This window comes from Enterococcus sp. DIV0755b (assembly GCF_051713765.1).
In the GTDB taxonomy this organism is placed as follows: Bacteria; Bacillota; Bacilli; order Lactobacillales; family Enterococcaceae; genus Enterococcus_C; species Enterococcus_C canintestini.
Genome location: NZ_JBIOQN010000001.1, coordinates 1,753,639 through 1,779,134, shown reverse-complemented (window position 1 = coordinate 1,779,134; position 25,496 = coordinate 1,753,639). Strand labels below are relative to the sequence as shown.

Genomic DNA, 25,496 nt, shown 5'->3' with positions numbered 1-25,496 from the left:
TTAACAACGGAGAAAATGAAGTTAATGTCAAAAATTATTCAAAAAAAGTATCTGCTTTTTGGGTCACAACCGCAATTTCATAAGTCGCATTCGGACATATTTTTTGAATGTTATCACAAACACGTGTTAAAGCAGCAACTCGTATCATAACATTCGTATTGGCATTTCCCTGCATAATTAATAAAAGATTTTTCGTCTTTTGTGTAATTTTATAATCCTCACCATCTCTGGCATCAAGATAAGCCATCACACCTTTTTGATCACGATAAAAAATATCTCCGATTTCAACTTGCTTATTTTTTGATCCAATTGGTGTAAAAGTTGTCGGTTCACTCGCTCGCGTAAATTCAACAAAATCTGTAATCGTATCATAATCGTGCGCACCAATTGCTAAAAAAGAATGGAGTGCTTCGGCATTATACAAATCAACAATGCTGTTAACACGTGGCAGACTCCCACGACGCTGAATATTTTTAATTAAGGCTTCTGCTGTGGGAGGATTTTTCTTCACACTTTTATCAATTTTTTGCATTTTTTCCCGATAACCGGCGATAACGGAATGCACGCGAATTGCCTCGCGGTCGTATGCAGCGGCTAGGTCCTCACTTGTAGCAATATATTCCTCTAAATCTGCTGTTAGCGGCGCATTGGGATCCACATTGCTTACTTTGGCTAAGACAATTGCCTCCATCCCTAGTTCCACTAAGCTATCTCGTAAATAAAATTTCACATCTCTCAACCTTTCAAAGCGCTTTTTCTTTTATCATAGCATAGGACACTTTAGAATTTACTTAGACATCTCCCTTTGTTTGTTTTCTTCTTTAAGCTATACTGGAAGTGAGAACCAGTGTGGAGGCGAAAAAATGGAAATTATTAAAATTTCGACAGGTGCAATTGAAGAAAATTGCTATCTAGTCGTGAAAAAAGAACACCTACTAATTATTGACCCTGGTGCTGATGGTCCTTTAATTATGCAAGAGATTAAAAAATTAAAGGCAAAACCGGTTGCTATTTTATTAACCCATACCCATTATGATCATATTGGTGCTGTGGATGACTTACGTGAATACTACAAAATCCCTGTTTATGTTAGTCCTTTAGAAGCTGATTGGTTGCAAGATCCAATTATGAATCTTTCAGGTTTAGATCGTCACGATGATATGGCAAACATTATTGTCGCACCAGCCGATTTTTTATTTGAACTAAAAGAATATACTTTAGGGGAAATGACGTTTACTGTTATACCTACGCCAGGACATTCGATTGGCAGTGTTAGTTTTGTTTTCGATGACTTTGTGATTAGTGGTGATGCACTCTTTCGCGGTAGTATCGGACGAACTGATTTACCCACTGGCAATTTAGAGCAATTATTAAATAGTATCAAAACAGAACTTTTCACTTTGCCAGATGAGTTCCCTGTTTACCCAGGTCACGGTGAAGCGACGACTATCGAGCGAGAAAAGAAAACAAATCCTTTTTTTAAAGGAACGTTTTAAAGCATAAACTTATAATCGAAATTAAATTATAAAAAGGAGATCTTCAGATGGAAAAAGTTGAATTATATGTCATTCGTCACGGTAAAACAATGTTTAACGCACTACAACGGGCACAAGGTTGGTGTGATACCCCACTAACAGAAAAAGGTGCGGAAATGATTCATTATTTAGGCCTTGGCTTAAAAGATATTGATTTTGTGGAAGCTGTTTCTAGTGATTCTGGTCGCGCAATTGAAACAATGCGCATTATTTTAGGGGAACATCATGCCGGCAATAATATTTCTTATTCAATCGATAACCGTATTCGCGAATGGTGTTGGGGTTCATTAGAAGGTGGTTATGATTCTGAGATGTGGGGAGTCTTGCCCCGCGTATTAAACTTTAAAGATAGTGAAGAAATGTGGGAAACAAATATTTCTTTTGAAAAAATTGCTGAAGCTGTAAAAGATGCTGATACTGCAAATTGGGCAGAAGATTTTGAAACGATTAAAAATCGTGTCTTTTCTGGTTTCGAAGATATTGCGCATCGGGTGCAAAAAAAAGGCGGCGGAAAAGCTGTCATTGTTTCCCACGGTTTTACAATTGCCTTTTTACTAAATCTAATCGATGCTAAACAACCCGTCCGTGTCGATTTACAAAATGGTAGTGTCACTCGCCTAACTTATGATGAGAACGGTAATTTTACAATTGAAGAAGTTGGTTCGACCGCTTTTATTGAAGAAGGACAAAAGATTTCAAAAAATCTTTTAGCTTAAAACCAAAAAAGAAAGAGTTTATAAAAAAATATTTTTATTTGAGACAGTCCGTCAAAAGATTTTGCGGATTGTCTCTTTTTTGTAAAAGACTCAATAAAGCAATTGGTTTTCCAAATATTTCAATGTATACTATAGCCTGTAATCTTTTTATCGGACTAACTCCCGATTATAACTTTATCTTAAGAAAGGAATGAAAGCATGTTTTTGCTTAACATTTTAAAAGCAATTATTCTGGGGATTATTGAAGGCATCACCGAATGGTTGCCAATTAGTAGTACCGGCCATTTGATTTTAGCAAATGAATTTATCAAGCTACAAGAATCAGAAGCCTTTATGACCATGTTTAATGTTGTCATTCAATTAGGCGCTATCCTCGCAGTTATTTATCTTTACTTTAATAAATTAAATCCTTTTTCTCCTAGTAAAAGTGAGATTGAGAAAAAGGATACTTGGAATCTTTGGTTTAAGGTTATTGTAGCTGTTATTCCATCTGTTATTATCGGCTTACCTTTGGACGACTGGTTAGATGCGCATTTCCACAACTTCTTCTCCGTTGCTTTAATGCTAATTATTTATGGGATTGCCTTCATTATCGTGGAAAAACGTAACAAAACGGCAACACCTAAATGTACCGATTTAAATAAATTCACTTATAAAGCCGCATTAATCGTCGGTATGTTCCAAGTATTATCTTTAGTTCCTGGGACTTCTCGTTCTGGTGCAACAATTTTAGGTGGTATTTTAATCGGCGCTTCCCGTTTTGTTGCAGCTGAATTTTCATTTTTTATGGGCATTCCAACTATGATTGGTGCTAGTGGCTTGAAGATTGTCAAATTTATTTTAAATGGCAATAGCTTTAGTTTTCAAAGTACAATCGTTTTATTAGTCGGAACAGTAGTCTCTTTTATAGTTTCTGTTATCGCAATTAAATTCTTAATGAATTACATCAAGAAAAATGACTTTACCGTCTTTGGATGGTATCGGATTATTTTAGGTATCATTCTAATAGGTTATTGGTTAATCGCCATGTAGTCCAAATAAAAACGCAAACTTTCTCTTAATTAAGAAATAGTTTGCGTTTTTTGTTTAAGTATTTTTAATTACCATACCGTCAATAATATCTACTGCTGCTTCAGTGGCATTAACAATTTGTTCTAGACGATCATAGACATCTTTCCATTTAATAATTTCTAAAAGATCCGTTTCTTCTGTGAACAAGCCCTTTTTTAATTTAGAATAAAGACGATCAGATTCTGATTCAACACGATTTACTTCATCGATCATTTTTTTCAATGTTTTGGAATGTTTAAACTTAGGGAATTCCAACATCGCAGTATGAACACCATTAGCCGCTACCAATACTAATTGGGCAAACTCATCCGTTTGGGGACGCATTTTAGTAATGGCCAAATTTTCAAATAAATAAGTTAGCGCATTGATTCCATCTAAAATATCGTCAATGCGTTCAGCAATAATTAAGATATCTTCGCGATCAATCGGTGTGATAAACGCATCGTACAATTCATTGGTTAGCTCTGTGACGATCTTATCTCCTTCTTTTTCTAAATCGTGAATTTTTTCCGCTTCAGTTATTAAATTTTCTGCAGAATAGTTTTTAACTAATTGCACCAAAACTTCAGCCGCAGCTGCAGCATTTTTAGTCAAATGTGCCATTGCATCTAAAAAATCATATTGTTTTCTTCGTGCCATTTTTAAACTCCTTATCTAAATTAAAAGATTGCGACAAATAATTTCGCCATTAAATAAGCGATTAAACCACAGCCGGGAAATGTCATTACCCAAGCAAAAATCATTTCTTTAACGATACGCCAGTCCACACTAGAAAGCCTTCTTGAAGCACCTACTCCCATAATTGCGGTGGTTTTTGTATGTGTAGTTGAAACAGGAATCCCAAATACTGAGGCCAAAAATAAAACAATGGCCGCACTAATATCAGCAGAAAAACCTTGGTATTTTTCTAGTTTTACCATATCCATCCCAACTGATTTAATAATCTTCATACCGCCAACTGAAGTTCCAATCCCCATGGTAATTGAACAAAGTGCCATTACCCATAGTGGAATAGTAAAGCCGCCACCGGTTTTTTCAGCCAAATTATTATAATAAAGGCCTAGCATAAAGACCCCCATAAATTTCTGACCGTCTTGTGCCCCATGTAAAAAGGCGTTCGCCGCCGCAGCGGTTGCTTGTCCAACTGTAAAAAATTTATTGGCTTTTCTTCTGGGAACATCGCGAAAAATAATGACGATAAGCTTGGTAATTAGAAAACCGCCACCAAATCCTAAAATTGTTGAAACAATAAGTCCAAATAATACTTTGAGCCATTCTTGTCCATTTACTGCTCCTAGCCCGCCTAAAGCCATCGCTGAACCAGTCAATCCCGCAATTAACGCATGCGATTCACTAGTCGGAATACCAAAATACCAGGCTGCTACAGCCCATACTACAATTGAAAAAAGCGATGCAGCTAGTGCTACTTGTGAAGCACCAATATTTCCTTGGGCGTCAAAACTCACAATATTACTAATTGTTTCCGCCACTTGGGCATTAAAATATGTCATAACAAGCGCGCCGAGAAAATTCATCAATACCGCAATCCAAATCGCCACATTTGGTTTTAAAACCCTGGTTGAAACTGCTGTTGCAATGGCATTGGGGGCATCGGTCCAACCGTTGACAAATATAACCCCCATCACCAAAGTAATCGTTATCACTAATGCTATACTCAAAAAAATTACACCACCATAAAGCAGATTTGTTTTTTACGTTTGTATCATAGCATATTTAATTTTTGTATGTGTGCTTTTTTTAACTTTTTCTGTTAAGTAAAATTTCTTTACAACTTTTATTGCATTGGATACAATGTTTGGGTATAATGACTAGTGTTGATTTGTATGACTTGTCATGCAAAACTTTTTATTCGGAGGTGAAACTTATGCCAAACATTGAATCTGCAATCAAACGCGTGAAAACTAGTACTGCTGCTAACGCTAAAAATTCATCTCAAATGAGTGCTGTGCGTTCAAGCATCAAAAAATTCGAACAAGCTGTTGAAGCTGGTGCTGATAACGTAGAAGCTTTGTATAAAGAAGCTAGCAAAGCAATCGATATGGCCGAAACAAAAGGCTTGATCCACAAAAATAAAGCTAACCGCGATAAAGCTCGTTTAAGCAAAAAAATCGCTAAATAGTCTTAAAAAGCGTTGCAGCCTAGGCCGCAACGCTTTTTTTATTATTGTCTTTTTGACTTTTACTTTTAATGGGCAGATTTTAATACAAAAAGCTGGAATAAAAACTCTTTATCCATTTGGCCAGTCTTTACCAGATAATCATTTTCTACTAATTCATCATACAAATCCATTAGTTGTTTTTCATCGTATTTACGTACCTGTTGCATCGCAAGTTTAACGCGGTAAGGATGAACTTTTAAAGTTTGAGCGATATTAGCTTGTTGATAGCCTGCTTTTGTTAAGATTTTTGTTTGCAATAATAAGCGTACTTGACCAATCAAAATCGCATTAATTTTAATTGTCTCCTCACCTTGCAAATGTAAATCCTCATAGATCCGCAACGCTTTGTCAGCATCACCTTTTAAGACATTTTCTGTCAATTCAAAAATATTATTTTCTAATGACTTGGGAACTAATTGCAAAATGACCTCTTTTGTTAACGGAGCACCATTGACCCCATATAAGATTAATTTATCTAGTTCTTGCATAGCTTTTGTTAAATCCATTTCAGTTAGTTGCATGAAAGTATCAAAGGCTACTCTGTCTAACTGGATATTTTCAGCTGTTAAGGTTTGACGAATGTAACGTTCAACCTCTTGTTCTTTTAAAGGCTGTACATCGATTACAACCGCCTGTTTTTTTAACAACTTGCTTACTTTTTTGCGCTCATCCAATTTTTCATAAGGTGCGATAATTACTACTACCCCACTATCTGATGGCGCTTTTAAATAACTTAAAAAATCAGTTAAATCTTGATCAATGACATTACTCTTTTTTTCAGCTGTTAAAAACAACGGATTTTCAGCGATAATTAGCCGCTTATCTTCTAATGAAAATAAAGATGGTGCTTGCGCTTCTGCAACTACTAAATTTAAAGGATCTTGCTCTAAATCAAAATAAACCAAGTCTAAATCGTCTTTTTGTAACTGCAGGCGTTCCATAAAAGCCTGTTTGATGCGGTCTTGTAGGTAACTTTCTGTTCCTAAAACCAGATACAAAGGCGCTAATGGCTTTTCTTTAATAGCTTGTAATGCTTCTTGAGCTTTCATAATCGTTCTCCTTCAAATACTCTTTTTCTATCCTACCATTTCCTATTAATTAGAGCTAGCGGATTCTTCCATTACTTTAGGCATTGCTTTATCTTGAAATAAACGCCAGCTGAAATAAATCATCCCTTGTTGATCGGTACGTAAAACCTGAACGTTTTTAACTTGTAAGGTTGTTAAAACCTCATCATGAGGATGACCAAAACGATTATTTAAACCGCAAGAAATAACGGCTGCATCTGGGGATATAGCCTGAATAAATTTTAACGATGAAGAAGTTCGGCTGCCGTGATGACCTAACTTCAATACGTCACTTTTTAATCCACGGTATTTTCTTACTAGTAATTCTTCTCCTGCTTGATGTAAATCACCTGTCAATAAAAAGCGTTGCTGTCGCATTTGAATTTGTAAAACAAGCGAGTCTTCATTTTCTCCTTTACCTTCGAGCGGAGCAAAAACGCGGATAGGAAAATGGTCGTTAATCAAATACTCTCCTTTAACTACACGTAAATTTGTTTTAGAGGGTAATTTTTTTAAAGTCTTTTGCAAGTTTTGATGCTTTTGACTACCGGCTCCCAAAATTAAATTCTCCACTTTAAACCGTTTTAAGACCTCGTCTAAGTCTCCCATATGATCAGTATCTCCATGAGTAATAAAAATCTTATCAATCTTAGTAATTCCCAGCGCTTTTAAAAGTGGAATCAGTGTATTTTGAGCGTTACTATTTTGAACTTTTTCTTGCCAATTTTCACTCTGAAATGATAATTTCCCACCAGTATCAATTAAGACAACTTCTCGATTGAACGCCGACTTAAACAAAATCGCATCTCCTTGGCCGACATCAACAAAAATCGCCATTAAGGGAAAAAATAAACGATTGATCATAAAAGGGAGTAAAATTAGTCCCACAATTAGCCAATAAGTACGTCTTTTTTGATAGATAAAAATGCCACTTAATAAAAAGAAGATGACAAAAATTGGTGGCAGCCAACCTATTGGCAGCGTAAACGCACTAAGACTTAAAAGACTTTCAAAAAACTCGATAAATTTTTCAAACAGTAGCACAAAAATGTTTACGGGTGTAATAAAACTCATCATTAATAAGATAAAACCTACTGGCAATAAGAAAAATTTAAACAGTGGTAATAAAAGGACTGTTAAAAGACCGCCTAAAAGTGGCCATTCATAAAAGTAATAACAAATAATTGGCACAGCTAATAAAGTCAACCAATAACTTTGTTTCACTTGACCTAAAAAAGTCGTTTCTTTAACGGTTACTAAAAGTAACAACGCCATCACAAAAGATAGTTGACCTGCAGTTTGAAAAATTAGTAAAGGATCTTTAACTAAACACAGTAAAAAAACGAGACTAAATTTATCTAACGGTGAAAATGTAAGGGGAATTAGTTGAGTCAAGATGCTTAAAAAGAAAAGTGCTGTGGCGCGAAAAATACCGATACTTCCGCCCGTTAGAATTATTAAGATGCCTGCAAATAACAACAACGGTAACACACTCGCTTTTAAGGTCAAACGTAATACTTGGAGGACATTCAAAAACGCTCCTAAAAAAAGATGAACATGTAACCCTGAGATACTAAAAAAATGTAAAATACCAGTTGGTGACAACGTAGCTTGCGTTTCTTTAAAATCTTGATCTTTATAGCCTAAAAATAATGCGGCTAGATACGCTTTGGTTTTCCTAGGAAACTTCTCCTTTAGGTGTCTAATTAAAGCTGCACGTATTTGACAAAAGTTAAACGTCTTTTTTTCGTGCCACTTTAATTTTTCAATATTTAACGTGCCACAATAATGATGACTTCTTAAATAGTTCTTCTGATCAAAGCCCCCAAGATTACGGCGACTGCGTCCTTTAGTAACTTCGCCCCAAACGGTAACAAAATTTTGATTAAAGTTTTTGTTGTTAACAAAATCTTTTTCCGTTTTATTTTTTAAACGGTAATAACAACTAAAATTTTCTTGTTGTTGATTTTTAGCACTAAAGGTTAAACTGTCGCCATTAACCTTTAGACTATCTATTTTTATTTGAAGTAAGAATTGTTGTGGTCCGTGATAAATCTGATCCGTTTTTTCTAAGATATTAATTAGACGTGGTACGATAAAAAGACTGCAGAGGCCAATCACTAAAAGCAGTTTAAAATGGCGACTACAGTAAAAATAGCTACAATATAAAAACAAAAGTAATAAAAACAGCGGTTGTCTAAAATAAATACTACAAATAATTAACACCAACCCCAGACTCGGGAAAATCCAGTAGTTGGTTAAGTCTTTATTCAGTTAATTCATTTAATGAACCAAAAGAAAGTTTTTGAAAATATTCGGGCTCTAACACAACTTTTTGCGCAGTAGCGCCAACTTGGTCGATTAATTCGACCGCATACGGATCGTTGCGATAATCATGTAAGTAATAAATTTTACGAATACCAGCTTGTAAAAGAGCTTTAGTGCATTGTAAACAGGGAAAATGGGTAACATAGACTTCTGCCTGATCGGTAGAAATACCCAATTTAGCACATTGTAAGAGTGCATTCATTTCAGCATGGATGGTCCGAATACAATGATTATCTACAACGTAACAGCCATCGTCAATACAATGGACATCCCCACTAACTGAGCCATTATAGCCCCCTGCGATAATGCGTTTGTCTTTTACTAAAGTGGCTCCCACTTCAAGACGTGTACACGTGCTTCGTAATGCTAAAAGGACTGCCTGTGCCATAAAATACTGGTCCCAAGGAATTCTCTGATCAGTCATAACTTTGCTCCTTTAAGATTTTATTTATATTGTAATCGATGCACGTAATTTTTCAACCGTCTTTTCCCCGATTCCCGAAACTTCTTTTAGTTCTTCAATTGATTTAAAATTACCATTTTCTTCCCGATAAGTTAGAATTGCTTCTGCTTTTTTTATCCCAATTCCAGATAACGTTTGTAACTGTGTTAAATCTGCTGTATTAATATTTACCTTTTCATTTGACGTAGCACTTGCCATATTACTACCTTCAGTATCATTTACTTCATTAGTCTGTAGCTGTTCTTTTTTATTGGGGACATAAACCATCTGTTGATCTTGAAGTTTTTGGGCTAAATTAATCTCTTTCTGTTGTGCCTCTTTTGTAAAGCCGCCAGCTAGCTGCACCAATTTTTGCATTCTAGCATCATTGGAAAGCTCGTAAACGCCAGGTTTTACCACTTCTCCTTTAATATCAACAGTAATGGTCTGGCTTTGGCTTTGACTGGTTTTAACTTCACTACTTGTAGTACTCGTAGTATTTGTTAAATTTTCCCATGATTTTTCTTCATTTTGTTTGTGCCAAATAAAAAAGATCCCCACTAGTAACAGGCAAATGCAAACTATTCCCCCAACAAACAACTGATTTTTTTTATTCGCTAAAAAGTCCATTTTCTCCTCCTTTCACATTTAATTACGCAATAAAAGGCGCTAATATTTTAAACTTCAAAAAAACAGCAAAAAATCGTCAAAGATTAGATTTATTATCTAATCTTTGACGATTGCTTCAACATATCAGTTTATCTGCATATCTATAGGCTTTTTTAAGTAAGTTACTTATCAATTAAATTTTCTAACTGTAAAAAATCGGTCGCATAATAATCAGCGACAATATTTTTTAGCAAACCTTCATTATCAAAAAAACACGTTTTTAAGCCCGCTTTTTTTCCCGCCTCAATATCTAAAAGTCGATCACCTATCATCACAGTTTGCATTTTTGGCAAATGATATTTTTTCACAAGATAATTTAGTGCCGCTGGATTAGGTTTTCTGGCAAAATTATTTTCTTCTCCCACAATTTCAACAAAAAAATCAGTTAAATGATAATAATCCAATAATTTTTTCGTCGAAGAAACTGTACGATGTGTCATGATAAAATTGCGACCACCATTTTTTTGCACCGCATCTAATGTTTCTGCGACATGATCAAAAGGATGAGGCCACTTTTCCATTTCATTTTCATACTGATGAAAACGTTGCGAAAAGTCACTAAAATCTAGTTGATAGCGCTGGGTAACAGCCTTTGAAGATTTTTCTTTTAATAGTTGATAAATCGCCTCTTTATCTGCAAATATACCTTCTTCTTGTAAAACTTTCAAAATTGCTTTTAACATGTTGGGGTAAGTATCAAATAGCGTACCATCAAAGTCCCAAATAAAATCTTTCATAGCCACCAACCTTTAGTTTTTAAATGAATGAATTGGGGCTGGAATCCGCCCACCCCGGGCAATGAAATCACTACTTTTGGCTGGATTAACTTTCATTACCGGCGCGCGACCTAACAAACCACCAAATTCTACCATATCGCCTACTTTTTGTCCTTTGGCTGGAATAATTCGTACCGCAGTTGTCTTGTGGTTAATCACTCCAATAGCTGCTTCATCGGCAATCATAGCTGCAATTGTTTCAGCGGTTGTATCCCCTGGAATAGCGATCATATCTAATCCCACAGAACAAATTGCCGTCATAGCTTCTAATTTTTCTAAATTTAACAAGCCATTTTCTACGGCTTTAATCATTCCTGCATCTTCAGAAACAGGGATAAAAGCACCAGATAAGCCACCAACATGATTACATGCCATTACGCCCCCTTTTTTAACTGCGTCATTTAAAAGAGCAAGAGCAGCGGTTGTGCCGTGAGTACCGACAGATTCTAATCCCATTTCTTCTAAAATAAGGGCCACACTATCTCCCACAGCAGGTGTTGGTGCTAAAGACAAATCGACGATTCCAAACGGTACACCTAAACGCTTTGAAGCCACTTGTCCCACCAATTGTCCCATTCGCGTAATTTTGAAGGCAGTTTTTTTCACCGTTTCAGCAACCACATCAAAGGATTCCCCTTTAACTTTTTCCAAAGCTCGCTTCACTACACCTGGACCACTAACACCAACGTTAATTTCACAATCTGCTTCACCAACGCCATGAAAAGCTCCCGCCATAAATGGGTTATCTTCAACTGCATTAGCAAAAACAACTAATTTTGCACACCCCATGTCTGATGCTTCAGCCGTTTTTTTGATTGTTTCTCCCATTAATTTAACAGCATCCATATTAATTCCAGCTCGCGTTGAACCAATATTGACAGAAGAACAAACAAATTGCGTTTCCTTTAGGGCTTCAGGGATTGAAGCAATTAACGCTTGATCGGCTCCTTGGTAACCTTTTTCAACCAAAGCAGAAAAACCGCCGATGAAATTTACACCTAATGCAATTGCGGCTTTATCTAAAGTTTTAGCAAAAGGAATACAATCATTAGTCCCGCTTGCTGCGGCAATGAGTGAAATTGGCGTGACCGAAATTCGCTTATTAATAATTGGAATACCAAATTCTGTTTCAATCTCTTCGCCAACTCTAACCAAATGACGTGCTTTTGTGGTGATCTTGTCATAAATGTTAGCACAAGTTTTATTGACATCACTGCTGATACAATCTAGTAAAGAGATTCCCATTGTAATCGTTCGTATGTCGAGGTTTTCTTCTTCTACCATGCGAATGGTTTCTAAAATCTGATTTGTTTCCATGGTCTAAACTCCTTACTTATAATTTATGCATTGCATTGAAAATTTCTTCGTTTTGAATGTTGATTTTCACACCCAATTTCACCCCGACAGAATGCAATTCTTTTTTTATGTTTTCAAAATCGGCATTTTGTTTTAATTGCAACATCATAGTCATTGTAAAATATTCTTCCATAATTGTTTGTGAAACATCCAAAATATTAATATCCAAATCCGCCAGTTTTTGGCTTACCACAGCAATGATTCCTACTTTGTCTTGGCCAATTACAGTTAAAATAGCTTTCATATAAAAATACCTCCTGTTTTTTCAGAGTATAACAAAAATACAATTTCCTTACGATAAAAAAAAGAACAAAATAAATTTCATTAAAAGAATAGTTCGGATTTATAGCATAGTTTTCTTAATAAGTGCCAATTTATCATTAAATTCATAGACAATTGGTTGTGCATTAGGAATAACAATAGTATCCAATTGATTATCAGGTACTTCTTCTAAATATTTTACTAGTGCTCGTAAACTGTTGCCGTGTCCTGCTACTAAAATATTTTTTCCAGCCAATAGAAGCGGTGCTATCTGATCTTGCCATAACGACACAACTCGTTTTTGCGTTTGTGCTAAACTTTCACCTTTTGGAAGATCTTTTGAACCTAAGCCTTGGTAGCGACGATCAAAAGTTTGGCTACTTTCTAAAGGTGGCATCTCCCAATAGCCACGGCGCCATTTTTTTACTTGTTCAACTCCGTAAAGAGTCGCCATTTCATCTTTATTTTTACCGATTAACGCCCCATAATGCCGTTCATTTAAGCGCCATGTTTTTGTGACCGGCACCCATAATTGCTCAGCTTCTTCTAAGACTAATTGACTGGTTAAAATGGCTCTTTTTAAAACCGAAGTAAAGACAGCATCAAATTGAATATCAGCTTTATGAATTTTCTTGCCCGCTTCTTTTGCTTGCTGTTTACCTTTTTCCGTTAATGGAACATCCAACCAACCAGTCCAGTAATTTTCAAAATTTGCGATACTTTCACCGTGACGTATTAATACAACTTTCATCTTGTTGCCTCCTCTTCTTTATTATCCCAGCAATAAAAAGAAATGTCATGAAAAAAGTGAAAATTCTTGCAAAATCGCCTGAAAAAAGCTTGTATTTGATGACTTTTATGCTACCATTTACTTTACTTAGACAAACAGTTAAAAATAATAAATATTCAAAAAATTAGGAGTAATTACATGAAAGATTTGACAACCGGAACGCCTGCCAAACTGATTTTTATGTTTACCATTCCATTGTTTGTGGGAAATGTTTTTCAACAATTTTATAATATGGTCGATATGATTATCGTCGGTCAAACTATCGGCAAAGATGCTCTAGCTGCTGTTGGATCTACCGGAAGTATTACGTTTTTAATCATCGGTTTTGCCCAAGGTCTAACAGCCGGGCTATCTATTATTACTGCACAACGATTTGGTGCTAGGGATTACAAAAGTGTCAAAAAAAGTTTTGCAGCAAGTCTTGTTATTAGTTTAGTCGTCACACTTATTCTAACCATTCTAAGCCTAGTCTTTTTGCGGCCCCTACTGATTATTATGCAGACACCACCAGAAATTCTGAATCAGGCCCAAGAATTTATTTCTGTTATTTTAGGAGGAATGTTTGCCGCTATGGCGTTTAACCTTTTAAGCAATATGGTCCGTGCTTTAGGGGACAGTCGCACGCCACTATTCTTTTTAATTTTTGCAGTTGTCATTAATGTCGTGCTCGATTTAGTTTTCATTACCCAATTTAATATGGGCGTTGCTGGTGCCGGTTATGCTACTGTCATTGCACAGATGTCAGCTAGTTTAATGTGTTTTATTTATATTAAGCGACGAATTCCACTGTTACAAATTAGTAAAAGTGACTTTAAGGATTTGAAAGAAGAATACCGTGTTCATTTAAATGCTGGACTGCCGATGGCTTTTCAAGCTTCAATTATCGCAATCGGCGCTGTTGTTTTACAATCAGCCCTTAATAGCCTTGGTACAGATGCAGTAGCAGCGCAAGCAGCGGCCGGTCGAATTGATCAATTTGCAACCCAACCAATGATGAGTTTTGGGGTTACGATGGCGACTTTTACTGCCCAAAATTATGGTGCAAAAAAATATGGTCGTATCTTAGAAGGTGTTAAACAGTGTTTAACCATGAGTATCATCTTTAGTATTATCGCCGGTATTGTCGTGATTACATTTGGAGATTCTTTTGTCGCTTTATTTGTCAGTCGTAGTGAAACCAAAGTTTTTGAACTATCGCGAATCTACTTTCTCATCGTCGCAAGTTTATATTGGATATTAGCGATTTTGTTTATTTTGCGCTATACCTTACAAGGATTAGGGCAAACCAAAATCCCAACCATTGCCGGTATTATGGAATTGATCATGCGTTCGTTTGCAGCAATTGTTTTAACCCATTATTTCCAATATCCCGGTGCAGCAGCGGCATCACCACTTGCTTGGACGGGATCTGTCATTGTCTTACTATACTCCTATATTAAAGCTATGAAAGAATTACGTCGCTTAGATGAAGAACAAAAAATGCAGTTAACTTAACGAAAAAACACCCGTAATCTGTTTTTACCCTATGATAAAATAGGACAAAAATAGGTTACGGGTGTTTTATTTTTTATAAGTAATTAATCGAGTAATTGATCCATATCGACAACTCTACGATAAGAGTTAATTTCTGTAATTCCCATCACCTTATCAATATCGATACTAAAACAAATACCATTACCCGGTTCATTAATTTTAATGCCTTTACCAATGGCATCCATTACTTCATTCGTGAGACTATCTGGCACCAAGGTTAATACAATATCTTTTTCAGGTTCGATTTCAATTCCAAAAAAGCGTCCTTTATCATGAGAACCAGACCCTTTACCGTGAAGTAAGGTTCCTCCATTTGCGCCAGCCTGTTTGGAATATTCAATGACAGCATCGCCTATGCCACGTTCCACAATAGTAATAATCATCTCAAGATTCAATGCTACTGGTTTGTTCATTTTTCAGCCTCCACTTTCACTACTTTTTGTTCCGCTCTTCTTTTATAAATATACCCTAACGCAAGTGTTGATAAAATCGGAGTTAAAGCAATTAACGCTACTACTCCAAAACCATCAATTAACGGGCTCCGTCCTTCAATTTCAGCAGCAATCGCCACTGCCATTGATAAGATGAAAGTTGAACACATAGGTCCAGTTGCAACCCCGCCATTGTCAAAAGCCATTGCTAAAAACATCTTATCTACTTTTCTACCTAAAATAAAAACGAGGATGTAACCCGGAATGAGAAAATAATACAAGCTAAAGCCTGCTAATAAGCGCCACATCGACAAACTGACAGCCGCACCTATCCCCAGTGAAACAACAGCTAACAAGACTTTACTGCGGACAGTTCCGCCACTTTCTTCTTCTACTTGTTTTACCATTACATGAATCGCCGGTTCAGCAAAACCAACTAAAAAGCCCATCAAAAATCCTAATGGAATTAAAATCCAGTTATAATCTAACTTGGCAATTTCACTCCCAAGATATTGTCCTACCGGCACATATGCAATATTTACACCATGTAAAAATAGAATTAAACCCACTGTGGTAATTAGAAAACCTTTCAAGATTTGAATAAATTTTTTCTTCTTCAATTTAAAACTGGTGAAATTCAACAAGACAAAGAGAAAAACAATGGGAAAAATTGCCAGTAATACTTCTTTAATCATCGTAGTAAAACCACTAAATACTTGTTGGAGAAAACTCATTGGAAAATCACCCCCAACACCATCACAGCTAAAATTGGTCCTAAAGAAGAAACGCCCACCATGCCAAAGCTATCATTTTCACCTTTTTTCTGATGAATCATACTGGTTAACCCACTCGCCAACGCTAAAATAAATGGTACCGTAACCGGTCCAGTTGTTACCCCACCAGCATCAAAAGCAATTGGCATAAATTCTGGACTAGTGAAAAATGAGGCAATAAACACAGCTACGTAGCCTAATAACATCATCTGATAATAAGATAGACGAAATACTGTTCGTAATAACGCAAAAGCTAAGAAAATACCGGTCCCGACACTGACAACACCAATTAAAACCGCTTTAGTGATAGCGCCTTCAGAAATTTCAGTAACTTGTTGTGCTAGAACTTGAACAGATGGCTCCGCTATTGTAATGCCAATTCCAATTGAGAAACCTAAACTAATCATAAGTGCTAAGCTCCGGCGTTTAATCATGTATTCTCCAACCAATTCGCCCACACGTAACATGGAATACTCGGCACCAAATAAAAAGAGTGTCATTCCAATCATCATGATTGCTGCGCCAATAATAAAGGTTGCTAAGTCTTCAGCGGGTAATGGTGCAAAAATAAAGGTTAAAATGACAATTAAAACTGTCATCGGTAAAATTGCAACAATCACTTCTTGAAAATTTTTTCGCATACAGTCCCTCCTTAAAAAAATTTGGACTACTTGAAAAAGTACCCATTACCTTAAGTATACATGAAAATAACAAATAAAATACAAAACTATGTACATTTTTTAATAAAACAAACTGTAAACTCATTTATTTATTAATCAAAGTGGAACGATTATGTTTCCTCACTAGTATTGAGGTGAAATATTAATACTTATTCTTAAAAATTTAGCTACATATAAAAATACCCCAGCTACTTTTCAAAAAAATGTGAAAAGTAGCTGGGGCTTACATGATTTAATTATCTAAAATAGTTACTTGTACTTGACGACGTCCCCAAGACTCACATTGAGCCGCAGTTGGAAAATGGACATCAATGATATTACCTTGAATTGCTGAACCAGTATCGACAGCGTAAGCTTCGCCATAGCCTTCAACATATAAATGTGTCCCTAATGGAATAACACTTGGGTCAACAGCCACCGCCATTGGATTTTCCAATAAATTTTGTCCCGTTGCTGTTACTGTACCACCACCTAGTGCATCGGCTGGATCAGAACTATAAGCTGTTGATTCCATCGTAATTGTGCGACCGGAATAGGTAGTATTAGTGTTTTGTGTAGCTGTTTCATTTTGGCTTACTGATTGTGAAGCTGACGTATTATTGTCTTCAGAAGCACTTGTTGCTTTGGCGTCTGTATCAAATTTTAATACTTGACCATCGATAATTAAATCGACATTTTGAATGTTATTTGCTTTTGCAATTGTATTTACGTGATTTGTATCACCATAATATTTTAAGGAGATACTTGTTAATGTGTCAGAGCTGGTTACAGTATGGCTTACTTCAGCAGCATTGGCATTCATACCAAAAGCTGCAAAGCCAGCTAAAACGGCAGTTGTGGCAAAAAGTGATTTTACTAATTTCATATATGAGTTGCTCCTTTGTTATCCAATATTCGTCTCAAACGACTTCCATATCATAACAAGGAGTACGCGCTCATAGGTGACAACAACTTAACAGAATGTTTCAAATTCAAAATAATTATTACAAAAAACCAAGTTTATTTATAACCACGTGTTTAATTGCTTTAGTACCTTGGAAATTTGGACTTGGAAATTTTCTGACGATTGTCATATAACAACTTTATCTTTCCCAACAATAATTAAGAAACTTTTAAACGCGCTTAATTTCTTCTTTTTCCTTAGTAAAAATTACAAAACTGTTAATTTATTACCGCTAGATTAGCTATATCTCAACTTAAAGCCAAATTGACTTATTTTTTCTTAGCTTGAACTTTTATAATTTTTTTTATTACCAACGTCCCACAAACAATCAGTGTGACTGTTTGGATCAGCTTATCAGATAGATCTAACTGATAATGAAAATTCTTATTTTCCACCTGTACTTTCACTCTTTTTCCTCCTAAACAAAATCCACAAAATACTCTTGAATTTCCAAATAGTCAACCATTACGATATTATTTATATTGTAAGTGATTAATTTTCGTATTTTTGAATTTTTGCTGTGTATTCACGAATAACATTAGCAGAATGTTGGAATTTTTCTTCTTCTGTAGCGGTCATATGAATTTCTAAAATATCAAAAACCCCAGAACGATTCAATACAGCTGGTACACCGGCAAATATTCCTGTCTGGCCATACTCCCCTTCCAACAAAGTCGAAACCGGGATGATGGAGTTTTCATCATATAAAACGGCTTTAATAATCCCCACACAAGCAGATGCAATCCCATAATAAGTGGTTCCTTTACGATTATAAATTTCCCAACCTTCTTGGGTTGTTTTATAGACGATTTCATCTAAGTCCACGTCTCCAACAAGTTCTGCGTTGTCGGCGATAATATCTGTAAAGGATTTACCCGCAATTGTGACCGTTGACCAAGGAACCATTAAAGAATCACCATGTTCACCTAAGGCATAAGCATAAACACTTCTAGGATCGACATCCACTAAGTCTGCTAAAAAGTTTTGTAAACGGGCGGAATCAACTGAAGTTCCTGAACCAATGATTTGATTTTTTGGTAAACCAGAAAGTTTATAAACCAGATGAGCTAGCATATCGACTGGATTTGAAACGACTACAAAAATACCATCAAAACCACTTTTCATTACCGGTTCAACGATTGATTTGGCAATCTTTGCACTAATATCAAGCGTATCTAGACGTGTTTGACCAGCTTTTGGTGGTGCTCCGGCTGTGATAACAACGATATCTGCATCGCCACAATCTGTATAAGTTCCAGCTTTTACTCTAACATTTCGACCTAGAAATCGAATGGAGTTTCTTAAATCTCTGACTTCACCCGATGCTTTTTCCGCGTTAATGTCTACCATCAACACTTCATCACAAACTCCTTGTGTAATTAAGCTAAAGGCAGTTGACGAGCCTACTAAGCCACTACCAATAATGGCAACTTTTGATTTATTTATCCGCATATTTTCACCTCATAATTATTTTAAATACATCATCATGTTATCAAAACATTGGCTAACTGACAAAACATTGACGTTTATCATTTTCAAAAAAATTTCTGAAATTTTCTTGACTCTGCACATTCTTTTGGCTAAACTAACTACAGTTAAATATTTAGGGAATGATGTTCTCCCTTGGCTTTATCCAAAACCGCTTTTAAGCTAATGACTTCTACAAGTTTATTTGTAGAACCATTAGCTTTTTTTGTTTTCATTTTATTTTTTTTATCATTCACAGTTAGCGCGTTGAAATATTTAACAAAATTATCTCTAGGAGGATTTAAATGGATAAACAGGCAATAGTCAAAATCATAAAAGAAAGTGGCATTTTTTATAGCGCAGTTATAATAGTTGCAATTGTCACAGGTATTGTTTCGCATTTTTTACTGGCTGGTCTAGCTTGGGTAGGAAATTTTCATGAGCAGCATGCCTACTTACTATATTTTTTACCACTTCTTGCAATGTTGACTGCTTACACCTATCAAAATTATGGCAAAAATGCTGGTAAAGGAAATAACCTCATTATTGAAAGCATTCAAACAGAGGTAAAGGTTCCTTTGCGGATGGGCTTTTTGACTTTTATTTTCACTCTTTTATCTCATTTTTTTGGTGCTTCTGTTGGTCGTGAAGGCAGCGCCGTTCAAATTGGTGGTGTAATTTCTAATAAATTAGGTGAGTCTTTAAAACTCACTAATAAAAGTCGCAAATTACTAATTCACGCTGGTGTTAGTGCTGGTTTTAGCTCAATTTTTGGCACACCATTAGCAGGAGCCTTTTTCGGTATGGAGATGGCCTATATTGGAAAAATCGAACGGAATGCACTTCTATCTTGTTTTACCGCCGCTTATGTCGGAAATTTCACTGCTCTTTTATTGGGGACACCCCATAGCCATCATTTCATTTCAAAGGTAAATAATTTAACCCCACAATTTATTTTAGTTTTTTTATTAGCTGGTATTGTATTTGGTCTGACAGGACGCTTTTTTGCTTATTTAACCCATCGCTTAAAAAAAATCTATCAGCAAGTTTTTGCTAGTTATTTACTAAGAGCCTTTATCACAGCGCTCATTGTAGTTTTACTCATGTTAATTTTCCAAGGAAAAAAATATGAAGGTTTAAGTTTATGGATGATGGATGATGCTTTTGCAGGATTAGCAACAGTGAAACAAGCTTTATTCAAATTGTTCTTTACTAGCTTAAGTTTAGGAGCAGGTTTTCAAGGCGGAGAAGTTACCCCCTTATTTGATATTGGATCTGCCTTGGGTTCTGGTATTGCAAATGCGTTCCATTTATCGCCAAGTTTATTTGCAGCAGTGGGTATGATTTGTGTCTTTGGTTGTGCTGCTAATGCTCCTTTAACAACTATTATGCTGGGGATTGATTTATTTGGTTCTGAGATGATTCCTTTTTATGTTGTTGGAACTTTTATTAGTTACTTTGTTTCAGGGCATCAAGGAATTTACACTGCACAACTGATTATTCGGCCAAAATCTCGCTTTTTAAAACATCAACAAGGCTATCGTCTATCAGATCTTCCTTTAAAAGGAGTAACAAATGAAAATCAACACTGAAAAAATCACACTGACTAAACTATTTGGTCGAAAACGAATTCATACAATTAACTTTAATGAGACAGGCGAAAGATACTTTCACATTAAAGTTCACAATGGAGCCGTTCTAGTCATTCATAACAGCTATAGCATGGATAGTAGCAACTGGGTGGCTACGCCAAAGAAGGTGACGAGTTATAAATCACAGCATCTTATAAAAGCCGGCGAAGAAAAAATTATTAGCTATACGATTGGAAAAATCCATAATCACCATGATAAAGTTTTTATTATAAATCATCATTTATTTAAACCAGCACTTTTTTCTATTTGTGAAATTAAAAAAGATAAAATTTAATCTCATTTTATACATGACTATAAAAAGAACCTTGAAAGCCAATTAAAAATTTGACTTTCAAGGTTCTTAATATTAATGGTGAAAAATTTCTTTATTTATTTAAATCGGCTAACTGGCTGTAAACGCCTGTTCTTTCTTCCATATCTTGAACCGTTTGTTCCAGCATTTCGTCCACTTCTTCAGTAGAAGTTTTAATATTACGTAAAGCAGAAAAACGCACTTGATTTTCTAAAAACTCATTCATCTTTGTAAAATCAACTTTTTTAAAGTCAATTCGCATTGGATCTTTCCCTTTTTCACGTAAACGTGGATCGTAGCGATACAGTTGCCAATAACCACTCTCAACGGCATCCTTACTTTCTTTAATCGACTGACTCATACCACCTTTTAGACCGTGATTAATACATGGAGTGTAACCAATTATAAGGGAAGGACCAGGATAGCTTTCCGCTTCCAAAATTGCCTTCAATGCTTGTTTAGGATTGGCTTCAATTGAAATTTGAGCGACGTAAATATCTTGGTAAGCAATCGCCATCATACCTAAATCTTTTTTCTTGGTCTTCTTACCACCAGCAGCAAATTTAGCAATCGCAGATGTTGGCGTTGCTTTTGACATTTGCCCACCGGTGTTGGCGTATAGTTCGTTATCCATGACAAAAATATTTACATCTGCACCAGTTGCTAACACATGGTCGATACCGGAATAGCCAATATCATAGGCCCAACCATCGCCACCGACAATCCACTGACTTGGTTTAACAAACATATCTTGATATTCCAGTAAAGGCGCAACAGCTAGCTTATTTGTTTCTAATTTCAAAGCGGCAATAGCTTTTGCTGCTCGTTGTTGCGTGCCTTTTCCATCATGTACGTGCTCTAGCCAATCTACTAATAATGCCGCCGTATCAGCAGAAACAGCATTTTTTTGCAAGACATCTTCTACTGCACTGGCTAAACGTTTCCGTTTAGTTTCATTGGCGATATACATACCTAAACCAAATTCAGCGTTATCTTCAAATAAAGAGTTTGACCAAGCAGGTCCACAACCATTGGCGTTAGTAGTATAAGGGGTTGCAGGAGATGATCCACCCCAAATAGAAGAGCACCCTGTCGTATTGGCAATCATCATGCGATCGCCATACAATTGCGTTAATAATTTAATATATGGCGTTTCACCACAACCGGCACAAGCTCCGGAAAATTCTAGCAACGGTTGCTCAAATTGCGAACCCTTAACAGATTCTTTTTTCACAGGATTGGCTTTTTGCCGCAATGTCATCGCAAAAGCCCAGTTCATCGCTTCATCTTTCATCTCTTCGTAAGGTCGCATAACTAAAGCTTTGCCTTTAGCCGGACAAGCTTCCACGCAAAGTCCACAACCGGTACAATCTTCTACTGACACTTGAATACGGTACTCTAAACCATCAGCCCCCCGCATTTTACGTGTGATAAAGCCTTCTGGCGCTTCTTTTTCTTCTTCTTCATCAGCAAGGAAAGGACGAATCGCCGCATGGGGACAAATAAAGGCACATTCATTACATTGGGTACAAGCATCTGGTAACCACTGCGGTACTTCTAATGCGATACCGCGTTTTTCATAAGCAGCCGATCCCATTGCCATTGTGCCACCTAACATATCATTATCCATTAAATCTTTAACAGAAAGACTGTTACCTTCTTGACGATTAATCGGTTCTAAAATATTACGAATATAAGCAGGTTTATGGGCATCATCTTCTGGTTTTCTAACCCGAACTTCAACATCTGCCCATTCTGTTGGTACGTCAACTTTTATTAAAGATTCAAATGTTTCATCAATGGCCTGCCAGTTATTTTCAACTAATTTCATAGATTTTTTGCCATAAGCATTTTGAACTTCTTGTTTTAATAATGGTAAAAATGTATCTCTGTCCATGATGTCTGTCACTTCAAAAAAAGCAGCCGAACAAACGGTATTAATTCGCCGTCCGAGCCCGTTTTTAATTGAAATATCCATCGCATTGATAATATAAAAATTAATATTATGCACGGCTAAATATTTTTTCAAATGACTTGGTAAATTTTTCTTTACTTTTTCTTCGTCCCAGACAGTATTAAGTAAGAAAGTCCCGCCATCTTTTAACCCTTTTAATAAATCGTACTGATGAATATAGGCGCTATTGTGACAGGCAATATAATCAGCAGACTCAACATTATAAGTTGAACGAATTTCGTGATCGCCAAATCGCAAATGAGAAATGGTCAACCCACCAGATTTTTTTGAATCATAGGCAAAATAAGCTTGCGCATATTGATCGGTATTATTACCGATAATTTTAATTGCTTGTTTGTTTGCTCCTACTGTCCCATCTGAACCAAAACCCCAGAATTTCGCTTGAAAAGTGCTAGGAGACGTTAAATCTAAAATTTCTGATTGTGGTAAAGATAGGTGGGTAACATCATCTTTAATCCCGATCGTAAATCGATATTTCAATTGATCAGGAGGTAACAATAAATGATCAAAAACCGTCACAATTTGATCTGGCGTAACATCTTTTGAGGCAATTCCATAGCGACCGCCGATTACAATTGGGCGATTTATATGACGATATAAGACACTTTGGACATCTAATAATAACGGTTCTCCATCTGAACCAGGTTCTTTGGTGCGATCTAATACAGCAATTCGTTCAACTGTCGCCGGTAAGTTTTGCAACAAGTTTTCAGCTGGGAAAGGACGGTACAAATGAATATTTAAATGTCCGACTTTGCGCCCTTGTTTATTAAGGTAATCCACAGTTTGTTGAATTGTTGGAGAAACAGATCCCATCGAAATAATAACTTCAGTAGCCGCAGGATCGCCATAATAATTGGTTAAATCGTAATTTGTCCCACGTAAGTCATTAATTTTCCCCATATATTTTTGTACTATCGGTAAAATATTATCATAGTATTGATTAACCGTTTCTCTTTGTTGAAAATGAATATCAGAATTTTGCGCTGTCCCTGAAACAGTGGGATGGTTTGGATTCATGCCACGCTGACGGAATTTTTGCAATTCTTCCCAATTTACCATTTCCTTTAAATCTTCATAAGCCAACACTTCAATTTTTTGCAATTCGTGACTAGTCCGAAACCCGTCAAAGAAGTTCATAAATGGTAGACTACCTTCAATCGCTGCCAAATGCGCTACAGCTGATAAGTCCATTACTTCTTGCACACTAGATTCAGCCAGCATACAAAAACCTGTTTGTCTTGCCGCCATTACATCGCTGTGATCACCAAAAATGGATAAAGCATTTGTCGATACAGCGCGTGCCGCAACGTGAAAAACAGTTGGCAAAAGTTCCCCTGCAATTTTAAACATATTGGGAATCATCAAAAGTAAACCTTGTGATGCAGTATATGTGGTAGTTAAAACACCTGTTTTTAAAGAACCGTGAACAGTACCCGCTGCCCCTGCTTCTGACTGTAACTCTACTAAATTAACAGGTTCACCAAAAATATTACGTTGTTGGTTAACAGAAGACCATTCATCGACCATTTCCGCCATTGTTGAACTTGGCGTAATCGGATAGATGGCAGCAACTTCTGTAAAAGCATAAGAAATATAAGCTGCAGCGGTATTCCCATCCATCGTTTTCATTTTTTTCATTCCGTTCACCTCACTTAAAATTATGACAAAAAGTCATAAATACTTTGCTATTATACATGGAGTTTTTAGTTTTGGATATAGTTGTCGATTTGCCTTAGAGTAATTTTACCAGTATCCATCGCCAAAATGACTGTCGCTGTTTCTGTAACGATATCTCCACTAGCAAAGGTATTAGGAATATTCGTTTCACCTGTTGTGAAATCAGCAGCAATAAGTCCTGTTGATTAAGTTGTAATTGTTTAAAAAGTATCCCAATAAAACGCAGTTAGCGCCTTGACCAATTCCTGCAATGGCGTATCTACTTTTATAATAAACGCGCTGCCATTCCTCATTCAAGATTTCACCGAGCTTGATTAATCAGACCCTTTTTTAGTTATGCTTGTGTTAAAGCTTTTACAAATGCTTTTAGCACCTCTTCATCTTCATCATCAGCATCATTTTCAATTTTGACTAATTGTGCTCCTCGTTTTGCACCGGTTTTTTCAAAAGCTTGATCAAAATCAACCGCTGCTTGGCAGAAGTAATCTGGATATAATTCACTATCACCAGATCCGACTACGCCAAATACTTTTCCTTCTAATTCAAAATCAGGTAAATCATCATAGAAGTCTTCTAAATCAAAAGGAACTTCACCATCACCATCAGTATAAGTTGCTACTACGCAAATATCTGCATCGTCAAAAGTTGAATCATCAGCATCGTCTGCTTCAATTCTTTCTACCTCGATTGCTAAATCTTTAAAAGCATCTTCTAAAATTTCTGAAATTCCCTCTGTATTTCCTGTTGCACTTGCATATACGATTTTTGCTACTGTCATTATAATTCCTCCTTGGATATTTGAAATATTCTTAAAGTAAATTCTTTATAGTAATTAATACTTAATCACATTTTACTTCATTCTAGATAAGAACTAAACAAA

General features: G+C 36.1%; 26 protein-coding genes and 1 riboswitch. Of the genes, 7 read left to right on the top strand and 19 right to left on the bottom strand.

Annotation, left to right across the window (positions count from 1 at the left end; all coding sequences use genetic code 11):
* Positions 1-34 precede the first annotated feature (34 nt).
* Positions 35-730, bottom strand: coding sequence for a B3/B4 domain-containing protein (locus tag IGI65_RS08575; RefSeq protein WP_438773923.1), 696 nt, complete (start codon positions 728-730; stop codon positions 35-37).
* Positions 731-863: 133 nt separating this feature from the next.
* Between IGI65_RS08575 and IGI65_RS08570 the strand changes: the two genes are divergently transcribed.
* The 3 genes from IGI65_RS08570 (at position 864) to IGI65_RS08560 (ending at position 3,283) form a co-directional block, all read left to right on the top strand.
* Positions 864-1,496 carry an MBL fold metallo-hydrolase gene (locus tag IGI65_RS08570; RefSeq protein WP_438773922.1) on the top strand — a complete coding sequence of 211 codons (633 nt, stop codon included), beginning with the start codon at positions 864-866 and terminating at the stop codon, positions 1,494-1,496.
* Between the two features lie 47 nt (positions 1,497-1,543).
* Positions 1,544-2,251 (top strand): histidine phosphatase family protein, encoded by a 708-nt coding sequence (locus IGI65_RS08565; protein ID WP_071864689.1) that lies wholly within the window; start codon positions 1,544-1,546, stop codon positions 2,249-2,251.
* A 198-nt stretch (positions 2,252-2,449) separates the two neighbouring features.
* Positions 2,450-3,283, top strand: a complete 834-nt coding sequence (locus IGI65_RS08560) for an undecaprenyl-diphosphate phosphatase (RefSeq protein ID WP_071864690.1) — start codon at positions 2,450-2,452, stop codon at positions 3,281-3,283.
* Positions 3,284-3,337: 54 nt separating this feature from the next.
* On the opposite strand, the gene IGI65_RS08555 is transcribed toward IGI65_RS08560, so the two are convergent.
* The gene (locus IGI65_RS08555; protein WP_412259129.1) at positions 3,338-3,961 is read right to left on the bottom strand and encodes a DUF47 domain-containing protein; all 624 of its coding nucleotides are present in this window, start codon (positions 3,959-3,961) and stop codon (positions 3,338-3,340) included.
* A gap of 20 nt (positions 3,962-3,981) precedes the next feature.
* Entirely contained in the window at positions 3,982-4,965 is a 984-nt protein-coding gene (locus IGI65_RS08550) for an inorganic phosphate transporter (protein ID WP_071864774.1), read from the bottom strand.
* Positions 4,966-5,207: 242 nt separating this feature from the next.
* Between IGI65_RS08550 and rpsT the strand changes: the two genes are divergently transcribed.
* A complete protein-coding gene (rpsT, locus tag IGI65_RS08545; protein ID WP_071864692.1) occupies positions 5,208-5,462 on the top strand; it encodes a 30S ribosomal protein S20 in 255 nt (84 codons plus the stop codon).
* A gap of 65 nt (positions 5,463-5,527) precedes the next feature.
* Here the strand turns inward: rpsT and holA are convergent, their stop codons facing one another.
* From holA to IGI65_RS08505, 8 genes are all read right to left on the bottom strand, one after another.
* Positions 5,528-6,550 carry a DNA polymerase III subunit delta gene (holA, locus tag IGI65_RS08540; protein WP_438773920.1) on the bottom strand — a complete coding sequence of 341 codons (1,023 nt, stop codon included), beginning with the start codon at positions 6,548-6,550 and terminating at the stop codon, positions 5,528-5,530.
* Positions 6,551-6,595: 45 nt separating this feature from the next.
* Positions 6,596-8,689: a DNA internalization-related competence protein ComEC/Rec2 gene (locus IGI65_RS08535; RefSeq protein WP_438773919.1), complete on the bottom strand. Its 2,094-nt coding sequence runs from the start codon at positions 8,687-8,689 to the stop codon at positions 6,596-6,598.
* Between the two features lie 145 nt (positions 8,690-8,834).
* A complete protein-coding gene (locus IGI65_RS08530; RefSeq protein ID WP_438773918.1) occupies positions 8,835-9,320 on the bottom strand; it encodes a ComE operon protein 2 in 486 nt (161 codons plus the stop codon).
* 24 nt (positions 9,321-9,344) lie between these two features.
* The gene (locus IGI65_RS08525) at positions 9,345-9,968 is read right to left on the bottom strand and encodes a helix-hairpin-helix domain-containing protein (protein WP_438773916.1); all 624 of its coding nucleotides are present in this window, start codon (positions 9,966-9,968) and stop codon (positions 9,345-9,347) included.
* A 161-nt stretch (positions 9,969-10,129) separates the two neighbouring features.
* Positions 10,130-10,744: an HAD-IA family hydrolase gene (locus tag IGI65_RS08520; RefSeq protein WP_438773915.1), complete on the bottom strand. Its 615-nt coding sequence runs from the start codon at positions 10,742-10,744 to the stop codon at positions 10,130-10,132.
* Positions 10,745-10,756: 12 nt separating this feature from the next.
* Positions 10,757-12,100, bottom strand: coding sequence for a PFL family protein (locus IGI65_RS08515; RefSeq protein ID WP_438773914.1), 1,344 nt, complete (start codon positions 12,098-12,100; stop codon positions 10,757-10,759).
* 16 nt (positions 12,101-12,116) lie between these two features.
* Entirely contained in the window at positions 12,117-12,383 is a 267-nt protein-coding gene (locus tag IGI65_RS08510) for an ACT domain-containing protein (RefSeq protein ID WP_438773913.1), read from the bottom strand.
* Between the two features lie 99 nt (positions 12,384-12,482).
* Positions 12,483-13,151 (bottom strand): 2,3-bisphosphoglycerate-dependent phosphoglycerate mutase, encoded by a 669-nt coding sequence (locus tag IGI65_RS08505; RefSeq protein ID WP_438773911.1) that lies wholly within the window; start codon positions 13,149-13,151, stop codon positions 12,483-12,485.
* 177 nt (positions 13,152-13,328) lie between these two features.
* On the opposite strand from IGI65_RS08505, the gene IGI65_RS08500 reads away from it, so the two are divergent.
* Positions 13,329-14,684 (top strand): MATE family efflux transporter, encoded by a 1,356-nt coding sequence (locus IGI65_RS08500; RefSeq protein ID WP_438773909.1) that lies wholly within the window; start codon positions 13,329-13,331, stop codon positions 14,682-14,684.
* Positions 14,685-14,767: 83 nt separating this feature from the next.
* Here the strand turns inward: IGI65_RS08500 and IGI65_RS08495 are convergent, their stop codons facing one another.
* From IGI65_RS08495 to IGI65_RS08470, 6 genes are all read right to left on the bottom strand, one after another.
* A complete protein-coding gene (locus IGI65_RS08495; protein ID WP_095006708.1) occupies positions 14,768-15,136 on the bottom strand; it encodes a P-II family nitrogen regulator in 369 nt (122 codons plus the stop codon).
* Positions 15,133-15,888, bottom strand: coding sequence for a DUF1538 domain-containing protein (locus IGI65_RS08490; protein WP_071864703.1), 756 nt, complete (start codon positions 15,886-15,888; stop codon positions 15,133-15,135). Before IGI65_RS08490 ends, IGI65_RS08495 begins: the two co-directional genes overlap by 4 nt.
* A complete protein-coding gene (locus IGI65_RS08485) occupies positions 15,885-16,568 on the bottom strand; it encodes a DUF1538 domain-containing protein (RefSeq protein ID WP_095006709.1) in 684 nt (227 codons plus the stop codon). The genes IGI65_RS08490 and IGI65_RS08485 overlap by 4 nt, the downstream gene beginning before the upstream one ends.
* 271 nt (positions 16,569-16,839) lie before the next feature.
* A complete protein-coding gene (locus IGI65_RS08480; RefSeq protein ID WP_071864705.1) occupies positions 16,840-17,472 on the bottom strand; it encodes a 3D domain-containing protein in 633 nt (210 codons plus the stop codon).
* Between the two features lie 347 nt (positions 17,473-17,819).
* The gene (locus IGI65_RS08475) at positions 17,820-17,957 is read right to left on the bottom strand and encodes a hypothetical protein (RefSeq protein ID WP_169818345.1); all 138 of its coding nucleotides are present in this window, start codon (positions 17,955-17,957) and stop codon (positions 17,820-17,822) included.
* Positions 17,958-18,042: 85 nt separating this feature from the next.
* Complete coding sequence (locus tag IGI65_RS08470) at positions 18,043-19,002, bottom strand: L-lactate dehydrogenase (protein WP_095006711.1); 960 nt, start codon at positions 19,000-19,002, stop codon at positions 18,043-18,045.
* A gap of 145 nt (positions 19,003-19,147) precedes the next feature.
* Positions 19,148-19,220, top strand: a riboswitch (Fluoride riboswitch).
* Positions 19,221-19,322: 102 nt separating this feature from the next.
* Here IGI65_RS08470 and IGI65_RS08465 point away from each other — a divergent pair.
* Positions 19,323-20,609, top strand: a complete 1,287-nt coding sequence (locus tag IGI65_RS08465) for a chloride channel protein (protein WP_438773908.1) — start codon at positions 19,323-19,325, stop codon at positions 20,607-20,609.
* Complete coding sequence (locus IGI65_RS08460; RefSeq protein WP_438773907.1) at positions 20,593-20,943, top strand: hypothetical protein; 351 nt, start codon at positions 20,593-20,595, stop codon at positions 20,941-20,943. The genes IGI65_RS08465 and IGI65_RS08460 overlap by 17 nt, the downstream gene beginning before the upstream one ends.
* 91 nt (positions 20,944-21,034) lie before the next feature.
* Here the strand turns inward: IGI65_RS08460 and nifJ are convergent, their stop codons facing one another.
* The gene (gene nifJ / locus IGI65_RS08455; RefSeq protein WP_438773906.1) at positions 21,035-24,577 is read right to left on the bottom strand and encodes a pyruvate:ferredoxin (flavodoxin) oxidoreductase; all 3,543 of its coding nucleotides are present in this window, start codon (positions 24,575-24,577) and stop codon (positions 21,035-21,037) included.
* 373 nt (positions 24,578-24,950) lie between these two features.
* A complete protein-coding gene (locus tag IGI65_RS08450) occupies positions 24,951-25,394 on the bottom strand; it encodes a flavodoxin (RefSeq protein WP_438773905.1) in 444 nt (147 codons plus the stop codon).
* Positions 25,395-25,496 lie beyond the last annotated feature (102 nt).